10 protein-coding genes and 5 pseudogenes are annotated in these 16,111 nt (G+C 59.6%); 7 read left to right on the forward strand and 8 right to left on the reverse strand.

All coding sequences use genetic code 11. The annotated features are described in order from the left end of the window. Nucleotides 1–3: 3 nt before the first annotated feature. On the reverse strand, nucleotides 4–1,398 hold the full coding sequence (locus P6U16_RS18005; protein WP_277703897.1) for a circularly permuted type 2 ATP-grasp protein: 1,395 nt from the start codon (nucleotides 1,396–1,398) through the stop codon (nucleotides 4–6). A 367-nt stretch (nucleotides 1,399–1,765) separates the two neighbouring features. Here P6U16_RS18005 and P6U16_RS18010 point away from each other — a divergent pair. After that, a pseudogene (locus P6U16_RS18010) lies at nucleotides 1,766–2,657 on the forward strand (DMT family transporter). A 63-nt stretch (nucleotides 2,658–2,720) separates the two neighbouring features. Here P6U16_RS18010 and P6U16_RS18015 read toward each other — a convergent pair. The 3 genes and pseudogenes from P6U16_RS18015 to P6U16_RS18025 form a co-directional block, all read right to left on the reverse strand. Next, complete coding sequence (locus P6U16_RS18015) at nucleotides 2,721–2,972, reverse strand: hypothetical protein (RefSeq protein WP_277701651.1); 252 nt, start codon at nucleotides 2,970–2,972, stop codon at nucleotides 2,721–2,723. A 206-nt stretch (nucleotides 2,973–3,178) separates the two neighbouring features. Further along, nucleotides 3,179–4,707: pseudogene (locus P6U16_RS18020) on the reverse strand (DEAD/DEAH box helicase). A 298-nt stretch (nucleotides 4,708–5,005) separates the two neighbouring features. Next, on the reverse strand, nucleotides 5,006–6,106 hold the full coding sequence (locus P6U16_RS18025; protein WP_277701652.1) for a DNA alkylation repair protein: 1,101 nt from the start codon (nucleotides 6,104–6,106) through the stop codon (nucleotides 5,006–5,008). Between the two features lie 231 nt (nucleotides 6,107–6,337). On the opposite strand from P6U16_RS18025, the gene P6U16_RS18030 reads away from it, so the two are divergent. After that, nucleotides 6,338–6,784, forward strand: a complete 447-nt coding sequence (locus tag P6U16_RS18030) for a host attachment protein (protein ID WP_277701653.1) — start codon at nucleotides 6,338–6,340, stop codon at nucleotides 6,782–6,784. A gap of 14 nt (nucleotides 6,785–6,798) precedes the next feature. Here P6U16_RS18030 and P6U16_RS18035 read toward each other — a convergent pair. Together P6U16_RS18035 and mnmD are read right to left on the reverse strand one after the other, a co-directional pair. After that, nucleotides 6,799–8,402, reverse strand: a pseudogene (locus tag P6U16_RS18035) (trimethylamine methyltransferase family protein). Between the two features lie 146 nt (nucleotides 8,403–8,548). Continuing rightward, nucleotides 8,549–9,283: a tRNA (5-methylaminomethyl-2-thiouridine)(34)-methyltransferase MnmD gene (mnmD, locus tag P6U16_RS18040; RefSeq protein WP_277701654.1), complete on the reverse strand. Its 735-nt coding sequence runs from the start codon at nucleotides 9,281–9,283 to the stop codon at nucleotides 8,549–8,551. 39 nt (nucleotides 9,284–9,322) lie between these two features. Here mnmD and P6U16_RS18045 point away from each other — a divergent pair, with 39 nt between their 5' ends. Then, a complete protein-coding gene (locus P6U16_RS18045) occupies nucleotides 9,323–10,471 on the forward strand; it encodes an FAD-dependent oxidoreductase (RefSeq protein ID WP_277701655.1) in 1,149 nt (382 codons plus the stop codon). 49 nt (nucleotides 10,472–10,520) lie between these two features. Here the strand turns inward: P6U16_RS18045 and P6U16_RS18050 are convergent, their stop codons facing one another. Next, on the reverse strand, nucleotides 10,521–10,910 hold the full coding sequence (locus P6U16_RS18050) for a PRC-barrel domain-containing protein (protein WP_277701656.1): 390 nt from the start codon (nucleotides 10,908–10,910) through the stop codon (nucleotides 10,521–10,523). A 174-nt stretch (nucleotides 10,911–11,084) separates the two neighbouring features. Between P6U16_RS18050 and P6U16_RS18055 the strand changes: the two are divergent. After that, nucleotides 11,085–11,890: pseudogene (locus tag P6U16_RS18055) on the forward strand (DUF1045 domain-containing protein). Between the two features lie 105 nt (nucleotides 11,891–11,995). Here P6U16_RS18055 and P6U16_RS18060 read toward each other — a convergent pair. After that, a protein-coding gene (locus P6U16_RS18060) for an IS3 family transposase (protein ID WP_277701657.1) occupies nucleotides 11,996–13,533 on the reverse strand; the annotation gives its coding sequence in 2 pieces (ribosomal slippage) (nucleotides 11,996–12,897 and nucleotides 12,897–13,533; 1,539 coding nt in all). Between the two features lie 111 nt (nucleotides 13,534–13,644). Between P6U16_RS18060 and puuE the strand changes: the two genes are divergently transcribed. The 3 genes and pseudogenes from puuE to alc all read left to right on the forward strand — a co-directional run bounded on the left by puuE (nucleotide 13,645) and on the right by alc (nucleotide 16,111). Continuing rightward, nucleotides 13,645–14,574 (forward strand): allantoinase PuuE, encoded by a 930-nt coding sequence (gene puuE / locus P6U16_RS18065; protein ID WP_277701658.1) that lies wholly within the window; start codon nucleotides 13,645–13,647, stop codon nucleotides 14,572–14,574. Nucleotides 14,575–14,576: 2 nt separating this feature from the next. Further along, nucleotides 14,577–15,078 (forward strand): annotated as a pseudogene (uraD, locus tag P6U16_RS18070) (2-oxo-4-hydroxy-4-carboxy-5-ureidoimidazoline decarboxylase). Then, complete coding sequence (gene alc, locus P6U16_RS18075) at nucleotides 15,071–16,111, forward strand: allantoicase (RefSeq protein WP_277701659.1); 1,041 nt, start codon at nucleotides 15,071–15,073, stop codon at nucleotides 16,109–16,111. The pseudogene uraD and the gene alc overlap by 8 nt, the downstream one beginning before the upstream one ends.

A 16,111-nucleotide genomic window follows, 5' to 3' on the forward strand; every position in this document is an offset into this window, starting at 1 on the left:
GCGTCAGTCCTCCAGAACCCAGGTATCCTTGGTGCCGCCGCCCTGGCTGGAATTCACCACCAGCGATCCGGCTTTCAATGCCACGCGGGTAAGCCCGCCCGGTATGATCTGCACCTTGTCGGAAACGAGAACATAGGGGCGAAGATCCACATGGCGTGGCGCAATGCCCTTGTTGACGAGGATCGGCACCGTCGAAAGCGATAGTGTCGGCTGCGCAATATAGTTGTTGGGGCGTGACTTCAGTTTCTCGGCAAAAAGCGTGCGTTCTTTCTTCGAGGCGGTCGGCCCGACAAGCATGCCGTAGCCGCCGGAGCCGTGGACCTCCTTGACGACAAGGTCTGCGAGGTTTTCCAGCACGTATTTCAGGCTGTCCGGCTCGGCACAGCGCCAGGTCGGCACGTTTTCGAGCAGCGGCTTGCGGCCGGTATAGAATTCGACAATCTCCGGCATGTAGGAATAGATCGCCTTGTCGTCGCAGATGCCGGTGCCGGGCGCATTGGCGATGGTAATGTTTCCGGCGCGATAGACATCCATGATGCCGGGAACGCCGAGCGCCGATTCAGGCTTGAACGTCAAAGGATCAAGATAGTCGTCGTCGACGCGGCGGTAGAGCACGTCGATCGCCTCATAGCCGCGGGTCGTGCGCATCTTCACCTTGCCGTCAATGACGCGCAGGTCGGAGCCTTCGACCAGTTCCACGCCCATCATGTCGGCGAGGAACGAATGTTCATAATAGGCGGAATTATAAATGCCGGGGGTGAGCACCGCAACGCGCGGCTTGCCCTCGCAGCCGGGAGGGGCAAGCGAGGCGAGGCTCTGGCGCAAAAGGTAAGGGTAGTTTTCGACCGGCCGAACACGGTTTTGATGGAAGAGCTCCGGGAACATCTGCATCATCGTTTCGCGGTTTTCCAGCATGTAGCTGACACCGGACGGCGTGCGTGCATTGTCTTCCAGCACATAGAACTGATCCTCGCCGGTGCGCACGATGTCCGTGCCGACGATGTGGGTATAGACGCCGCCCGGCGGCCGGAAGCCGATCATCTGCGGCAGGAAGGCCTCGTTGCGCTCGATCAGTTCGCGCGGGATTCGTCCCGCCTTGATGATTTCCTGCTTGTGGTAGATGTCGTCGAGAAAGGCGTTGAGCGCGATGACGCGCTGCTCGATGCCCTGTGCGAGTTTGCGCCATTCACGGCCGGAAATAATACGCGGGATCAGGTCGAAGGGGATAAGCTTTTCGGCGCTGTCGGCATGTCCATAGACCGCGAAGGTGATGCCGGTCTTGCGGAAGATATTCTCGGCGTCTTTCGATTTGACAATCAGGCGGGCCTTGTCCTGGGCTGCATACCAATCATTGTAAGTCGCATAAGGCTGGCGCGGGCTGTTGTCCGCATTCATCATTTCGTCAAATGCCAACGGTGTGATCCCCTTTTTTGTCATTTGAGTACAACAGCAAGTGCAATGCAAGAAGCATGCTCATTTCAGGGCAAAAGAAATTTTCAGGTGGAAAATGCCGAATTTTTGAACGCGGTGACATCGGGTAGGGATTGTTGCAAGCGCTTTGGCTCATCGACCATGTTTTCTCTTTCAACAGCGGGTGTTCGAGAAAAAGCTGGATGCCGTCCGTTTGTTCATCTGCCTGCTATTTCATCGCAAGGGCTCTGGTGTGCCAAGGTCGCATTTTGGTGAACCTCAGTATCAGGAATTTTGTTTTGACCATCAGCACGCGTGTCTCTATCGCAGGCGCTTTGTGCGGCAGGGATAGAATATGAGCCTCGATCGTCTGGCCCCGGCCATTTTTGTCCTGCTGTGGTCCACGGGCTGGGTCGTCGCCAAATATGCGGGCCTATTTGCCGAGCCGCTGACATTTCTCGTGCTGCGCTATCTCTGCGCCATCTCCCTGTTCATCGTCTTCTGCCTCGCAACGGGTGTGGAATGGCCGAAAACCAGGCGGGAATCTGCACATGCGGTCATCTCCGGCATGTTCCTGCACGGGTTCTATCTGGCTTCCGTCTGGTGGGGAATCGGGCAGGGAGTGCCGGCGGCGCTGTCCGGTATCATTGCCGGGCTGCAGCCGCTGATGACGGCGGCGGTTGCGCCTGCGCTGATCGGCGAGCGACTGACGGGCCAGCAGCGGCTTGGTCTTTCGCTCGGCTTCGTCGGCATCGCCATCGCCGTTCTGCCCAAGGTCTTGATAATCGATACCGGTTCGACGCCGATTCCGTGGCTGCCGGTGGCGCTCAATGTCCTCGGCATGGCCGCCGTGACCTATGGAACCATTCATCAGAAGCGGTACCTTCAAAATGTCGACATCCGCTCGATTGCGACGCTGCAATATGTCGGAGCACTGATCGTCACCATCCCGTTGGCGCTCATGCTTGAGGATCTGCATGTGACCTGGAGCCTCGAACTGTTTGCGGCGCTCGCCTGGTCGGTGCTCGGACTGTCGATGGGTGCCATCGCCTTGCTGCTCTATTTGATCTCGTCGCGGTCAGGTGTCGCGGGCGGCATCTCTGATCTATCTCGTGCCGCCCCTCGCCGCCGTCCAGGCGGCGCTCCTGTTCGGGGAGGCGCTGACGCTGCCGATGATTATTGGGACAGTTATCGTTGTCATCGGCGTCTATCTGACGAATCGCAAGACAGCGCCGGTTGCGATGTAATCCCTCTTTAGGGTGAGGGAGCGATCGGGGCACGGGTGACCCCGATCGCTGTCTGGAAATGGTTCAGCCAGTCGCGCCGACCGCTTTTTCCGGACCGCCATGGGCGGGGCCTTCTTCCTCGACGGCTCGCGGTGTCGGCGCAGTGATGACGCCATGATCGGGATCGTGAACGTCCTGTCCCTTGGATCCGTCGGCTGCTGTTGGCAGTTCGCGTTCACGGCTTTGGCGCTGCGTCTGCCGTAGGCTCGTCGCCTCGTTGATCAGGCTCGTCAGTTCGTCTCCGGAGAAATCGGAAAGGTCAAATGTCTGGGCCATGATTGTCTCCCTGGCTGGCTGCATCATGGGCTAAACGCGCAACTTCGAGATTCGCCTCATAGGCGCCGGCAAATTTTCATCCAGGCCGCGTGGATGAATATCACACGACCACACCCGCGTTTTCCGAAAGAGGCAGACGAACAAAAAAGCGGCGGGAATTGATCCCGCCGCCGTTCGATTTTCAAATTATCGCTTACGCGAAAGGCTTACGCCTCGTCGCGACGCTGACCGCCGGCGGCGCGCTTGCGCAGGCCGTTGGCGCCGGCCGGGTTGGCTTCGCGGGGCTGGCTGTTGCTGTTGCCGCCACCGTGATTGCGGTTGCGCCATTCGCCCTGCTTCTGGCCGGGGCGTCCGTTGCGGTTGCCGCCGGGGCGCTTGGCAAGAGCCTTTTCGTGGGCTGCCTGTGCCGCCGGGCCCTGGCCCTTGCGATGCTGCTTGGCCTGCATATCTGCATCGCTCAGCAGTTCGTCGCCGGCAAAGCCGCCGGCTGCTGCCGGACGGGCACGCGGCGCATGATCGGCGCGCGGTTCGTTGCGCTGACCGCCATTATTGCTACCACCGGGACGCTGGCCGCCACGCGAGCCCTTCGGGCGGGCGCGGTCGGCCGGCACTTCGCCGCTGGCCGTGGTGATCTCGATCTTCATCAGACGCTCGATATCACGCAGCAGGCGGATTTCGTCCGGCGAGCAGAAGGCGATGGCGATGCCGTCACGACCGGCGCGCGCGGTGCGGCCGATGCGGTGGATATAGGCTTCGGCGACTTCCGGCAGGTCGTAATTGTAGACGTGGGTGACGCCCGGGATGTCGATGCCGCGGGCAGCAACGTCTGTCGCGACCAGTACGCGGGTTTCGCCGTCACGGAAGGCTTTCAAGGCGCGCTCGCGCTGGCCCTGGCTCTTGTTGCCATGGATCGAGGCGACCGAGAAACCAACATGCTCGAGGTGCTTCATCAGTTTTTCGGCACCATGCTTGGTGCGCGAGAAACCATGGCGCGGCCATCGGGATTTTCGGTGAGCGTCTTCTTGAGGATTTCGGTCTTCTGGCTGGCACCCTGAACGAAGTGCACATACTGCTCGACCTTGTCGGCAGCCTTGCCCGGAGGCGTAACCTGCACGGTGACCGGGTTGCTCAGATATTCGCTGGCAAGCTCGGCGATCGCCTTTGGCATGGTGGCCGAAAACAGCAGCGTCTGGCGGTTCTTGGGAACCATCTTGGAAATCTTGCGCAGGTCGTGGATGAAGCCGAGGTCGAGCATCTGGTCGGCTTCGTCAAGCACGAGGAAGCGGGCCTGCGTCAGGGTCACGGCCTTGCGGGCAATGAGATCGAGCAGGCGGCCGGGCGTTGCGACGAGGATATCGACGCCGCGGGACAACTGTTCGGACTGCTTGTTAATCGATGCGCCGCCGACGACGAGGCCGATCTTCAGCGGGGTCTTCTTGACGAAGTCCTTCAGGTTGGATGCGATCTGATTCACCAGTTCGCGGGTCGGTGCCAGCACCAGCGCGTTGATGTTGCGCGGGTCGGGACGCTTGCCGCTGGCCAGCATCTTTTCGATCATCGGCAGGCCGAAAGCGGCGGTCTTGCCGGTGCCGGTCTGGGCGAGACCGATGAGGTCATTGCCGGCCATCACGAGCGGGATTGCCTGCGCCTGGATTGGCGTCGGCACTTCGAAGCCCTGCGCTGCAAGGGTCGAAAGAATGTGCTCGGAGAGGCCAAGGTCTTTGAAAGTGGTCAATTGTATTGCCTTTTCGGGGCGCCAAACGCATTCGCCGGAACAGCACCATGCGGTTCCAGTGTCGATTGGCGTCAAGAACCCCGCGTGATTTGGGAACTTGTGGGTTGACAAAGCGGTCTGCGCTGATTTTGCCGGGTTCGGCAAAACATTTTCTGGTGCGCTTATCCTTCGTTAGGGATCTATGAGATCCCGCAGGCCGCTCACGCGGCGGCCGGAAGGTGACGCTGCGCCTCAGATCGTTGTTTTTGCCGCAAAAGTCAAGTGATAGTTTTTGCAGATGCGAAGGGCTGCCCTGCGCTCAGGACATGACAAGCTCGAAATCGCCGCCGGCCAGCACGGCGCCATTCACGAGGATTTCGATGCGGTGGGCGCCCGGATAATATTGCCGGGTGGTAATGGCGCGCATCGCGTGGCGGCGGGCCATCGTGACGGACTCCCCAGCGCCCAGCTCCAGGCTCGTCCACTTGAAGACCTTTGGCGCAAGCGATCCGTTCGCCTTGCGATGATGCACGGCATAGTCGATCATCAGCCGCTGTGGACTTGCGCCCTCATTGGACAGCGTAAGCGTGAAGCCAAGGTGTTCTCCGAAGATCACAGACGGCGTCTCGATCAAGATGCTGGCGCTGATTCCCGCTGCAGGCGCGAAGCCGAAATTCGCAAGCGCATCTCCATGGCCCTTCTTCAGGAGCGTGCGTGAGGCATGCCGCAGCAATTGCCGCCTTTGCGGGGAGGCATCTATCATCGCGTCGCGCACGAAGGTGGCGACGAGATCGGGGTGATCCTTGGCAATATCGTTCAGGCTGTTGGCAACGGAGCGGCGCACATAGTCTTCCGGGTCGTCGATCAGCGCCGTCAGGATTGGCAGTATGGGTTGCGGATCGCGCACCAGCGCTGGCAGGCGCATGGCCCAGGGCAGGCGGGGGCGGGTGCCTTCCGAGGCAAGCCGGCGGACGTGATGATTGGCGTCGTTGACCCAGTCGAGGATGGTTGCAAGCGACCGGCCCTGATCCTTGTGGATGAAAGCCCGGATGCCGAATTCGGCGGTGAAATGCGGCGTCAGCGCCTTTAGCAAACCCAGTGACAGGTCGAGGTGATCAAGACCCTTTTCCGCGATGAACTGGTTGACCGGCAGCAGCTCCCATCCCGTGAGGCCGGGCCTTTCTGCGCTGGGCAGGCTGGCTTTCAGGATGGCCGCGGCCTGCGCAAAACCCCTCGGCAAGGTCTCGACCAATGCGGCGCGGATCTGCTGCGCCCGCTGCATGAGTTCGAGGCTGGCCATGTCCTGCACAGCGATAACGACAAACCGAGCCCTGTCAAAGCCCGAATAAGCCGCGGCAATAATGTCCCCCATGCGCTCGACGAGGCCCGGGTGAAGCAGGTTTTTCAGCGGTTCGGCCATGATGTCCTCGCTAGTCGTTCGCCGGATCATAGGGCAATGAACGCGCGGGTGCAGGCGTCTGCCCGGTCTTTCCCCGATGAAGTTTTGCCTTTCCCCGATGAAGTTTTGCACGCGCCGCGAATTTTCGAGGAACCAACCGACTCGCGCTGACGTTGGGATGAGTTGCCCAAGCGGCGGGCTATAGGGGCTTGCCGCGAATGTGCATCACACAGCATGATCCAGGAGTAGACAATGACCACCACATGGATTCTCGCCGCCGACGGTAATCAGGCCCGCCTTTTGAAGGGCGTCAATTTCCTGAAGGACGACAACCAGAACCTTGAACAGGAGGTTTTCCAACTGGATACCAAACGTGCCCAGGACATCATGGCCGACAAACCTGGCCGCAGCCATTCATCGACGGGACATGGCCGTTCCGCCATGGAATACAGCAGCGACCCGGTGCGCGAGGAGCAGCAGAAGTTCACCTCCGATGTGGCCGACAAGATCGACGACTATGCACAGCAGGGGGCCTTCGACCGGCTGGTGCTTTGCGCTGCACCCCAGACGCTGGGTGACTTGCGCTCCATGCTGTCGGCGAGAGTGCGGGAAAAGACCACCGTCGAGATAAACAAGGATTACAGCAACTTGCCGACCGACAAGCTGATCGCCTCGGTCAAGTCGGCTATGTCCAACTGATCTGGCTCGTCTGGTCAGAAGTCCGTCGCAACGCCGCCTTCGCGCTTGCGGCGGGCAACGAAGTCGTCCAGTTCCTCCTCGATCGCCCGATCAAGCGGAGGCTTTTCGTATTCGTTGAGCTTTTCCTTGAAGACGCGGTTGGCGTGGTCGTAGGTTGTCGGCCGTCCGGCTTCTGTCCAGGTCTCGAAATTGCGCCAGTCGGAGAGGATCGGCGAATAGAAGGCTGTCTCATAGCGCGCCAGCGTATGGGCTGTGCCGAAGTAATGGCCGCCGGGCCCGACATCGCGAACCGCATCAAGGCCAAGCGCGTCCTCGCTGACATCAAGCGGCGTCAGAAATTCGGCAACCATCTGCAGCATATCGACGTCGAGGATGAATTTTTCGAAGGAGGCCGTCAGCCCGCCCTCGCTCCATCCGGCCGAGTGCATGATGAAATTACCGCCGCCCTGCGTCAGCGCCCAGAGCGAGAAGCCGGATTCGTATGCTGCCTGCGCATCAAGTGTGTTCGACGCGTTGGTGTTCGAGGTACGGTAGGGGATGTTATAGCGGCGGGCGAGCTGGCCGCCGGCGATCACCGCCTTCATGTATTCCGGTGTCCCAAAAGCTGGTGCACCGGTCTTCATGTCGACATTGGAGGTAAAGCCGCCATACATGACCGGTGCACCCTTGCGCACCATCTGCGTGAAGGCGATGCCGGCCAAAGCTTCCGCATTCTGCTGCACGACGGCGCCGGCGATGGTCACCGGCGCCATGGCACCGGCCAGTGTGAACGGCGTGACGACCACGACCTGATTGCGCGAGGACATTTCGATTATGCCCTGAAGCATCGGCCCGTCGAGCCGCAGCGGCGAGGACGTGTTGATAATGGTGAACAGGAAGGTTCCCGCTCCATCTGCTCGGCAGAAATTCCGCGGCCGATACGGGCAATTTCGAGCGCGTCGATATTGCGCTGCTGGCCAAGCGAATAGCAGTGAAAGGCCTTGTCGGTCAGCTTCACCATGTCGGACAGGCAATCGAGATGGCGCACCGAGGCGTGGATGTCGATCGGTTCGACCGGATAGCCGCCTGTCGTGTGGATGATGTCATAGGACTGCGCCAGCTTGACTAGCTTGCGAAAATCGTCCTGATTGCCGGCGCGGCGTCCGCCCTCACGATCCGAGACGAAGGGGGCCGAGGCGATCTGCGCGAAGACGAGATTGTTGCCGCCGATCTCAACGTTGCGGATCGGGTTGCGGGCATGCAGGGTAAAGGCCGGAGGAACCGATGCCATCATCTCCATGATCAGGCCGCGGTCGAAGCGGACGCGGTCGGTCCCGGCCGTCACGTCGGCGCCGGCCGCCTTCATGCGTTGCCGGGCCTCCGGCAGGATCACGTCCATGCCGATTTCCTCAAGGATCGTCAGCGACGCATCATGGATCGCTTCGAGCGCATCTTCGCTGAGCACCGTCGATTTTGCCATGGTGTTGACGAGGTTGAGATATTTCGAATTTCCGGTGGACCGGCGCGCGGTCCGGTCACCGCCACGACCACCAGTGCGCCGGCGGCGCTCGACGGGGGCATCTGTCTGATCGGCCATCTGATCGGCTTGAGGAAGGGCGGAAAATTCGTTGTCGCTCATGATATTTCCATCGCGTTTGGACACGATGGTGATGTTGCAGATTTGGGTGTCGCCATGCGCCACCATTTGCGACAGCAAACTTCCCTGAAAGGAAACCGGATCGAAATCGTGCCCGTTTGCAGGCGCCGGCAATCATTCCAGATGCTCTAGATCGGCTGTTTTATGCCGCAGAGCATTTCGCGTTTTGCGCCAAACCCCTTGCGCCGTTCGACGGCAAAACCGGCTGCCTGAAGATTTCTGCGCACGAATCCGGCCGCCGCATAGGTGGCGAAGGAACCGCCGGGATTGGTTCTGTCGAAGACGCTGCGCATCAGGTCCAGCGACCACATGTCGGGATTGCGCAATGGCGCGAAGCCGTCGAGATACCAGGCATCGAAAATGGGCGCGAAGGATGTGAGTTGCGTTTCGGCCGTTCCAATCACCACCGTCAGCCGCACATCGCTGCTGAATTCAATGGTGACGTTGCCGGCTGGCTCCATCGACCACGCCGCACACAGCGCGTTACGTTCGTCGTTGATTTCGGGCCAGCGCGATAGCGCGCGGTCAATCTCGTTTGCCTTCATGGGAAAACGCTCGAAGGAGATGAAATGGAGGTGCTGGCCATCTCGGGGCACCTGCTTCCATTGCCGCCATGTCTCGCAGAAATTCAGCCCGGTGCCGAAGCCGAGTTCGCCGATGTTAAAATCCGTCGCGTTTTGCCAGCGGGCGATTACATCATTACCGCCCAGGAACACATGGTCGCATTCCAGCCGGCCATCCTCGCGGCAATAAAAATGATCGCCAAATTCGGCCGAATAGGGCATATCGCCCTCATGCCATTCCAGCGTGTGACGCTCTGGTTTCTGGCACTCTGGCGAAGCTGAGTTTTCGGTGTCGATCATGACCCGTCGGATAATCCTCATAGCGGAGAAGGTCAATCGATGACGGATCTGTTGATCGTCGGCGGCGGCATCATGGGCCTCTGGGCGGCCGTTATGGCGGAGCGCGCAGGCATCGAGACCACCCTTGTCGAGCGCAGCACGATCGGTGCCGGGGCAAGCGGCGGCATTCTCGGTGCGCTGATGCCGCATATGCCGGATCGCTGGAATGAGAAAAAGCAGTTCCAGTTCGATGCCCTCGTGTCGCTGGAGGCGGAGATCGCAGCATTGGAGGCAGAAACCGGTCTGTCGGCGGGCTATCGCCGCTTGGGCCGTATCATTCCTTTGGCCAAGCCGCATCTGCGCACCATTGCACTGCGGCATGAGCAGGAGGCGCTTGAAAACTGGGTGTCCGCTGATCGCGGTTTTCATTGGCATGTTCGTGATACATCCGCCCAGTCGGGCTGGCCGGACAGCAAAGTTACGGAAAGCGGCATTGTCTTCGATACGCTGGCGGCCCGCGTGTCGCCACGATTGCTGTTGACGATGCTGGCAACTGTTCTACGCCGATCCCGGCACGTGCAGGGGAAAGAGGGAATGGAAGTCGTCCGTCTTGACCCGCTCTCTGGCCAAGCCGAGCTCTCCGGTGGGGAAACGATTGCCTTCGAACACTGCATTCTCGCTGCCGGCGTGCAATCCTTTCCGCTGATCGACGCGCTGCGTCCATCGGCCCCTCATTCGAGCGGCGTCGCCATCAAGGGGCAGGCCGCGCTGCTCAAAGCCGATATCGATCCGTCATGGCCGGTGATCTTTTCCGATGGCCTCTATATCGTTCCGCATGAGAACGGCTGCGTTGCCGTCGGCAGCACCAGCGAATACAGTTTTAATGATCCCCTTGCCTGTGACGCGCAACTCGACGACCTCGTCGCGCGCGCCATCGGTTTTGTGCCGGCACTTGCGGAAGCCGAAATTGTCGAGCGCTGGGCAGGCCTGCGCCCGAAAGCGGTTGGGCGCGAGCCGATGGTTGGCCGCCACCCGGATTTTCCGCGTCTGCTGACGCTCACCGGCGGTTTCAAGGTCAGCTTTGGCTTGGCGCATCGCCTTGCTGCTGCGGTCATCGGAGAGATTTCAGGAAACAGTCAGATTGCCCTGCCGGACTCGTTTCGCTGCGCCAGCCATATTGCTTTGATGCAAGGCAAGCAGGGCACATGAAAAGGCCCTGCGACCGGATGGTGCAGGGCCCTCTTTACGCCACTGTCTATTACATCCAGTAAGGCGGAACGCCGTAGTAGTCATAGACGCGGCGACCGTTTTCCTTGTTCCAGTCATAGTCGCCATTGCCATTGTATTTCGGCGCGTTCTCGACCTGTTCGCGGGTGATGTCCGTCTGATAGCCACCGAGGTTTTCGTCATAGCTGAGCTTTGCCCAGGGAAGCGGATAGTGATCCTCGCCGATGCCGAGGAAACCGCCGAAGCCCAGCACGGCATAGGCGACACGGCCGCTACGCTTTTCCAGGATGACGCGCTCGATCGACCCGATGTGCTTGCCATCGACACCATAGACCTTTGTGCCTTCGACCTTGTCGCTGGCGATCAGATCATGGGTTTCCTTGATGCTAGCGTCCTGCAGATTCGGATTGTGATAGGTCATCGTTTTCTCCCTTATATTCAATGGATACGAGAATTAAACGGGACATTGGCCTGATGGTTCCATGCTTTTTGACCCGCATTTGCCTGCACGCGCCGGCAGTTACCCGTTTGGATTCGTCAATCTGTCACGCAAATCACCTAGGGACTTGGCGGTCAGAGCGACCGGAGCAGGCCCATGCGTTACGCCATCTATTTCACGCCCCCATCCACGATCCGCTGTCGATCGCGGCGGCGAGTTGGTTTGGCCGCAATGTCTATTCCGGCGAGACCGTGGAGCGTCCTTCCGACATCGGCTTGAGTTCGCAGGAGCTGGCGTTCTGCACCGCCGTACCCCGTCGCTACGGGTTTCACGCGACCCTCAAGGCGCCGTTCCATCTGCATCCCGACATGACGGAAGCTGCCTTGCTCAAGGCTCTGATGCAGTTTGCGGGAAGTGTTACGCCGTTTGATATGCCGCGCATGGAAATTGCACGGCTTGGTGATTTTTACGGCCTGGCGCCGGTTTGTCCGAGTGATGCGATGCAGTTGCTGGCGGCAAGCGTGGTTCAGGCCTTCGATGAATTCCGTGCGCCGCTGAGCGAAGCCGAAATCGAGCGTCGGAACCCGGATGGTCTCACGGCTCCACAATTCGCCAATCTTTACCGCTGGGGTTATCCCTATGTCATGGACGAGTTTCGCTTCCATATGATGCTGACCGGCCCGCGTTCGGAACGGAATGCGACCGGGCTCGAAGGCGCATTGCGTCATGTCTTCGAGCCGGTGCTTGGCACACCGATGAAAATCGCGAGCCTTGCGCTTTTCGTGGAACCCGAGCCGGGAGCGCCGTTGCGCGTGCATTCGCAACACCCGCTTGGCAAGATCTCCGCCCATCGGGCGCCCTTGTCCAAGGCACGCACCGGATTGTCCGTCGCGGAGACCGGCCTTGTGTTCCGCGAATCTGCGGAGGTCCGTGCAGCGCGGAGCCTGGAGCGCGGCTGGTAGCTCGACCTCCAAAGCCCTTGCCGTCCAACGCAACGTCTGGAGAAGACTTGTAAATCCTCTCGGGAAACTGCTCGCGCGGGGGTGCGGATAAAAAGTTGGACAGCTTTATAAGTTAAGGCCGAGGCTCTTGCGATATTCGACCGGGCTGAGTGATCCCAGCGATATCTTGATCCGCTTCTCATTGTACCAGCGGATATAGGCGTCTACCTCGGCAACGAACTGTTTGATTGTGATGGCCTTCCAATCTCGTGGATAAAATAGTTCCGTTTTCAATCGGCCGAAGAAGCCTTCGCATGCGGCGTTATCTTGTGAGCATCCCTTTCGGGACATTGAGCGAACCAGTTTCGCTTCGCTGATCCGCGTTAGCCAGCCTGGCCAGCGATAATGGGCTCCGCGATCGGAATGGACGATTGGCCGTTCCTCGCCGTCGGTCACGGTCTCAATAGCTGCATCCAGCATAGTATTGACCAGCCGCGCGTCTGGTTGCGTTCCAATCGACCAACTGATGACCATTCCGTCGAAGCAATCGATGATGGGCGAGAGATACACCTTCCCGGCTGGGATCTGGAACTCGGTGATGTCTGTCAGCCATTTCTCGTTCGGCGCTTTCGCATGGAAGTCGCGATTGATCAGGTTCTCGGGTGCCGGACTTATTTCTCCCAAGTACGATCCGAAACGCCGTCGGCGCGGTCTGGCCACGACCAAGTGCTCCTGCTTCATCAAGCGCTGGACAACCTTTTCCGAGATGATCACGCTCTTCCTGGCCAGTGACGCCTGTAGTCTGCGGTAGCCGTAACAACGACGGTTCGCTTCAAAGATTTCTGCAAGGCTGTGCCGGACGGCGGCATACTTGTCTGCCAGACACATGCGCGTGCGATGATAAAAGTAGGAGCTTCGCGCAATTTGCAGCTGGGCGAGCAGTTCTGGCAAGCGATAGGTATCTTTAAGGGCGTCAACCAGCTGTGTTTTTTCCCGATTACTCAGGATCTGCAGATCGACGCCCAGTTCTTTTTTAGGAGTTCATTGGCCTTCTTCAGGAGGTCATGCTCGAGTTGCAACTGGCGAACATCACGTTGGAGGGCTTCAAGCTGGCGCTCGAGTTCCTCGCGTTCCGGCGCCTGCGGGGTGGTTTTGCGGCGTTTCATGGAGGAAGGAGCCTCATGACCGAGTAGCTGGTCTTTCCAGTTGTACAACGTCGGCCTGCAGACGCCCAGCCGGTCAGCCACCTGTTGGGCGCTTTCATCTCCACTACATAGTCCGATGACACCAGCTTGCTTCACCGCTGCGGGATAGGCAGGGCGCCACGATCGACCCACCATCGATGTTCGCGTCTCCGGAAAGGCCTCACGTACCCATGCGGTCAGAGTTCCTCGACCAGGATAGCCGAGCGCCCTCATCGTCGCAGAGATGCAACGATCATGGGTGCGGTAATGCTCAAGTGCCGCCTGCTTCTGACTCTTGGAATACTTTGGCGCTCGAGCTACCGGCTGAATACGCAGGTCGAGATGCTGTACGTACTCGCGGTACCAACCCCTCAGCGCATTCTTTGTGGGATAACCCAACTGCCGAATGGTCCCGTTAAGTCGCTTGCCAAGCCTGATATAAAGCTCAACGGCTCGAAGTCTGTCTGCGTAGGAATACATGAACTACCTCCTGGTGGTCCAAGTTTTCGTCCGCACCCCCGCGCTCCACTTTTCATCTCGACTTTCCGCCCTCGGATGTTACCGTTCCGGCATAATTCGAAGGATGATTTGATGGCAGAGAGTTCCTATCCGCGTGATCTCGTCGGTTATGGACGCAATATTCCGCAGGTGCGCTGGCCGGGTGATGCGCGGATCGCTGTTCAATTTGTGCTGAATTACGAAGAGGGCGGCGAAAGCTCGATCCTTGATGGCGACAAGGCATCCGAATCGCTTTTGTCGGAAATCGTCGGCGCCCAGCCCTGGCCCGGACAGCGCAATCTCAACATGGAATCGATCTATGAATACGGTTCCCGCGCCGGTTTCTGGCGCCTGTGGCGTTTGCTCACCAGCCGCAAGATCGATGTCACCGTCTATGGCGTGACACTTGCCATGGCGCGCAATCCAGAAGCGGTCGCCGCCATGAAGGAAGCCGGCTGGGAGATCGCCAGTCACGGCTATCGTTGGCTGGAATACAAGGATTTTACCGAGGACGAGGAGCGCAAGCATATCCTCGAAGCGGTGCGCCTGCACAAGGAACTGACCGGCGCCCATCCGCTCGGAATGTACCAGGGCAAGCCATCAGGCAATACGCTGAAGCTCGTTATGGAGGAGGGCGGCTTTGTCTATTCCTCGGACAGCTATGCCGACGATCTGCCCTATTGGGTGCCGGGCCTCACGCCGGACAAGCCGCATCTGATCATTCCCTATACGCTCGATGCCAATGACATGCGCTTTGCCACCCCGCAGGGCTTCAATTCCGGCGATCAGTTCTTCACCTATCTGAAGGACACGTTCGACGTGCTCTATGCCGAGGGAAAAGAAGGTTTTCCGAAGATGATGAATGTCGGGCTGCATTGCCGCCTGGTCGGCCGACCCGGCCGTGCGGCAGCGCTTGCCCGTTTCATCGATTATGTTCTGGAGCACGAAAAGGTCTGGGTGCCCAAACGCATCGACATCGCGCGTCACTGGCATGAGCATCACAAGCCGGAGGGCGGCCTTTGACGATCGATCGCGATGATTTCGTCGCCCGCTTCGGCGGTGTCTTCGAGCATTCGCCCTTCGTGGCGGAGCGGGCCTTTGATGCGGTGCCGTATATGCCACTGACGGCGAAGGACGTACATTCCGTGATGTGCGCGGCCTTTCGCACCGCAAGTGGCGACGAGCGCCTCAGCGTGTTGCGCGCCCATCCGGATCTGGCCGGAAAGCTCGCCATTGCCGGCGGGTTGACGGAAGATTCTGAAAGCAGAGCAGGCCTCCGCCGGTCTCGATCGCCTGAGCCCGGACGAGCATGCGCGCTTTACGGCGCTGAACACCGCCTATGTCGAAAAATTCGGCTTTCCCTTCATCATCGCCGTCAAGGGGCTGACGAAGGACGATATCCTTGCTGCCTTCGAAGAAAGGATCGACAACAGCGTCGATCAGGAGTTCGAAACAGCCTGCGCGCAGGTCGAAAAAATTGCCCGCCTGCGCCTGCAATCCATGCTCCCAGGAGAAGACAATGTCTGACACACCGTCCGCCGACCTGCCCGATTTCACCATCGGTGCGGTCAATCTCGCCTCTGCACGCCTCGGCGCCAAAGGCCTTTATGCGACGGATGATTTCTTCGCGCCGCTCGACCGCATGCTGCAGGACGAAGCCGCGAAATTTCTGGCCGACGTCTATGACGATAACGGCAAGTGGATGGATGGCTGGGAAAGCCGCCGCAAGCGCGTGCCCGGCCATGATTACGGCGTCGTCAGGCTTGCGATGCCCGGCGTCATCCATGGTTTCGATGTCGATACCAGCCATTTCACAGGCAATTATCCGCCCCATTGCAGCATCGAGGCAGCCTTTGTGGATAGTGGCGATCCCGACGAGACGACGGTCTGGACAGAAATCGTGTCGAAGTCCCCGCTCGGTCCGGGTATTGGCGCTGCCGCACATCATTTCTTCAAGACATCGGGTACGGCGGCGGAAAAAGTCTGGACGCATCTCAAGCTGCACATTTATCCGGACGGCGGAATCGCACGGTTGCGTGTCTATGGCACGGCGCATTTCGACTGGAACAAGGTCGGTGCCTCGCAGGAGGTTGATCTCGCCTATATCTACAATGGCGCGAAATCGCTCGCCTGGTCCAATGCGCATTACGGCGTGCCGGACCAGATGCTTGGGCCCGGCCGCGGCATCAACATGGGCGATGGCTGGGAAACGGCGCGGCGCCGTGGTCCGGGGCATGACTGGGCAATCATTCGGCTCGGCCATCCGGGCGTGATCAATCGCGTCGTCGTCGATACGGCGCATTTCAAGGGTAATTTTCCCGATACATGCGAACTGCTGGGCGCCAATCTGCCGGGACACGCCGATACGTTCAGCGATGCCGAGATCGCTGACTCAGAGACGTGGAAGCCGATCCTGCCGCGCCAGAAGCTGCAGATGGACCATATCCAGGAGTACGCTGGCGATGTCCTGCAGGCGGTGGGGCCGGTAACGCATGTGCGCTATGCCATGTATCCCGATGGCGGCACCAGCCGTCTGCGGCTGTTCGGCACCAAGGCTTAA

Source organism: Rhizobium sp. 32-5/1, assembly GCF_029537235.1.
GTDB lineage: Bacteria > Pseudomonadota > Alphaproteobacteria > Rhizobiales > Rhizobiaceae > Pararhizobium.

Excerpts from the sequence above, each read along its gene's own strand:
- P6U16_RS18005 (WP_277703897.1), bottom strand. The coding sequence starts at position 1,398 with ATGATGAATGCGGACAACAGCCCGCGCCAGCCTTATGCGACTTACAAT.
- P6U16_RS18015 (WP_277701651.1), bottom strand. The coding sequence starts at position 2,972 with ATGGCCCAGACATTTGACCTTTCCGATTTCTCCGGAGACGAACTGACG.
- P6U16_RS18025 (WP_277701652.1), bottom strand. The coding sequence starts at position 6,106 with ATGGCCGAACCGCTGAAAAACCTGCTTCACCCGGGCCTCGTCGAGCGC.
- P6U16_RS18030 (WP_277701653.1), top strand. The coding sequence starts at position 6,338 with ATGACCACCACATGGATTCTCGCCGCCGACGGTAATCAGGCCCGCCTT.
- mnmD (WP_277701654.1), bottom strand. The coding sequence starts at position 9,283 with ATGATCGACACCGAAAACTCAGCTTCGCCAGAGTGCCAGAAACCAGAG.
- P6U16_RS18045 (WP_277701655.1), top strand. The coding sequence starts at position 9,323 with ATGACGGATCTGTTGATCGTCGGCGGCGGCATCATGGGCCTCTGGGCG.
- P6U16_RS18050 (WP_277701656.1), bottom strand. The coding sequence starts at position 10,910 with ATGACCTATCACAATCCGAATCTGCAGGACGCTAGCATCAAGGAAACC.
- puuE (WP_277701658.1), top strand. The coding sequence starts at position 13,645 with ATGGCAGAGAGTTCCTATCCGCGTGATCTCGTCGGTTATGGACGCAAT.
- alc (WP_277701659.1), top strand. The coding sequence starts at position 15,071 with ATGTCTGACACACCGTCCGCCGACCTGCCCGATTTCACCATCGGTGCG.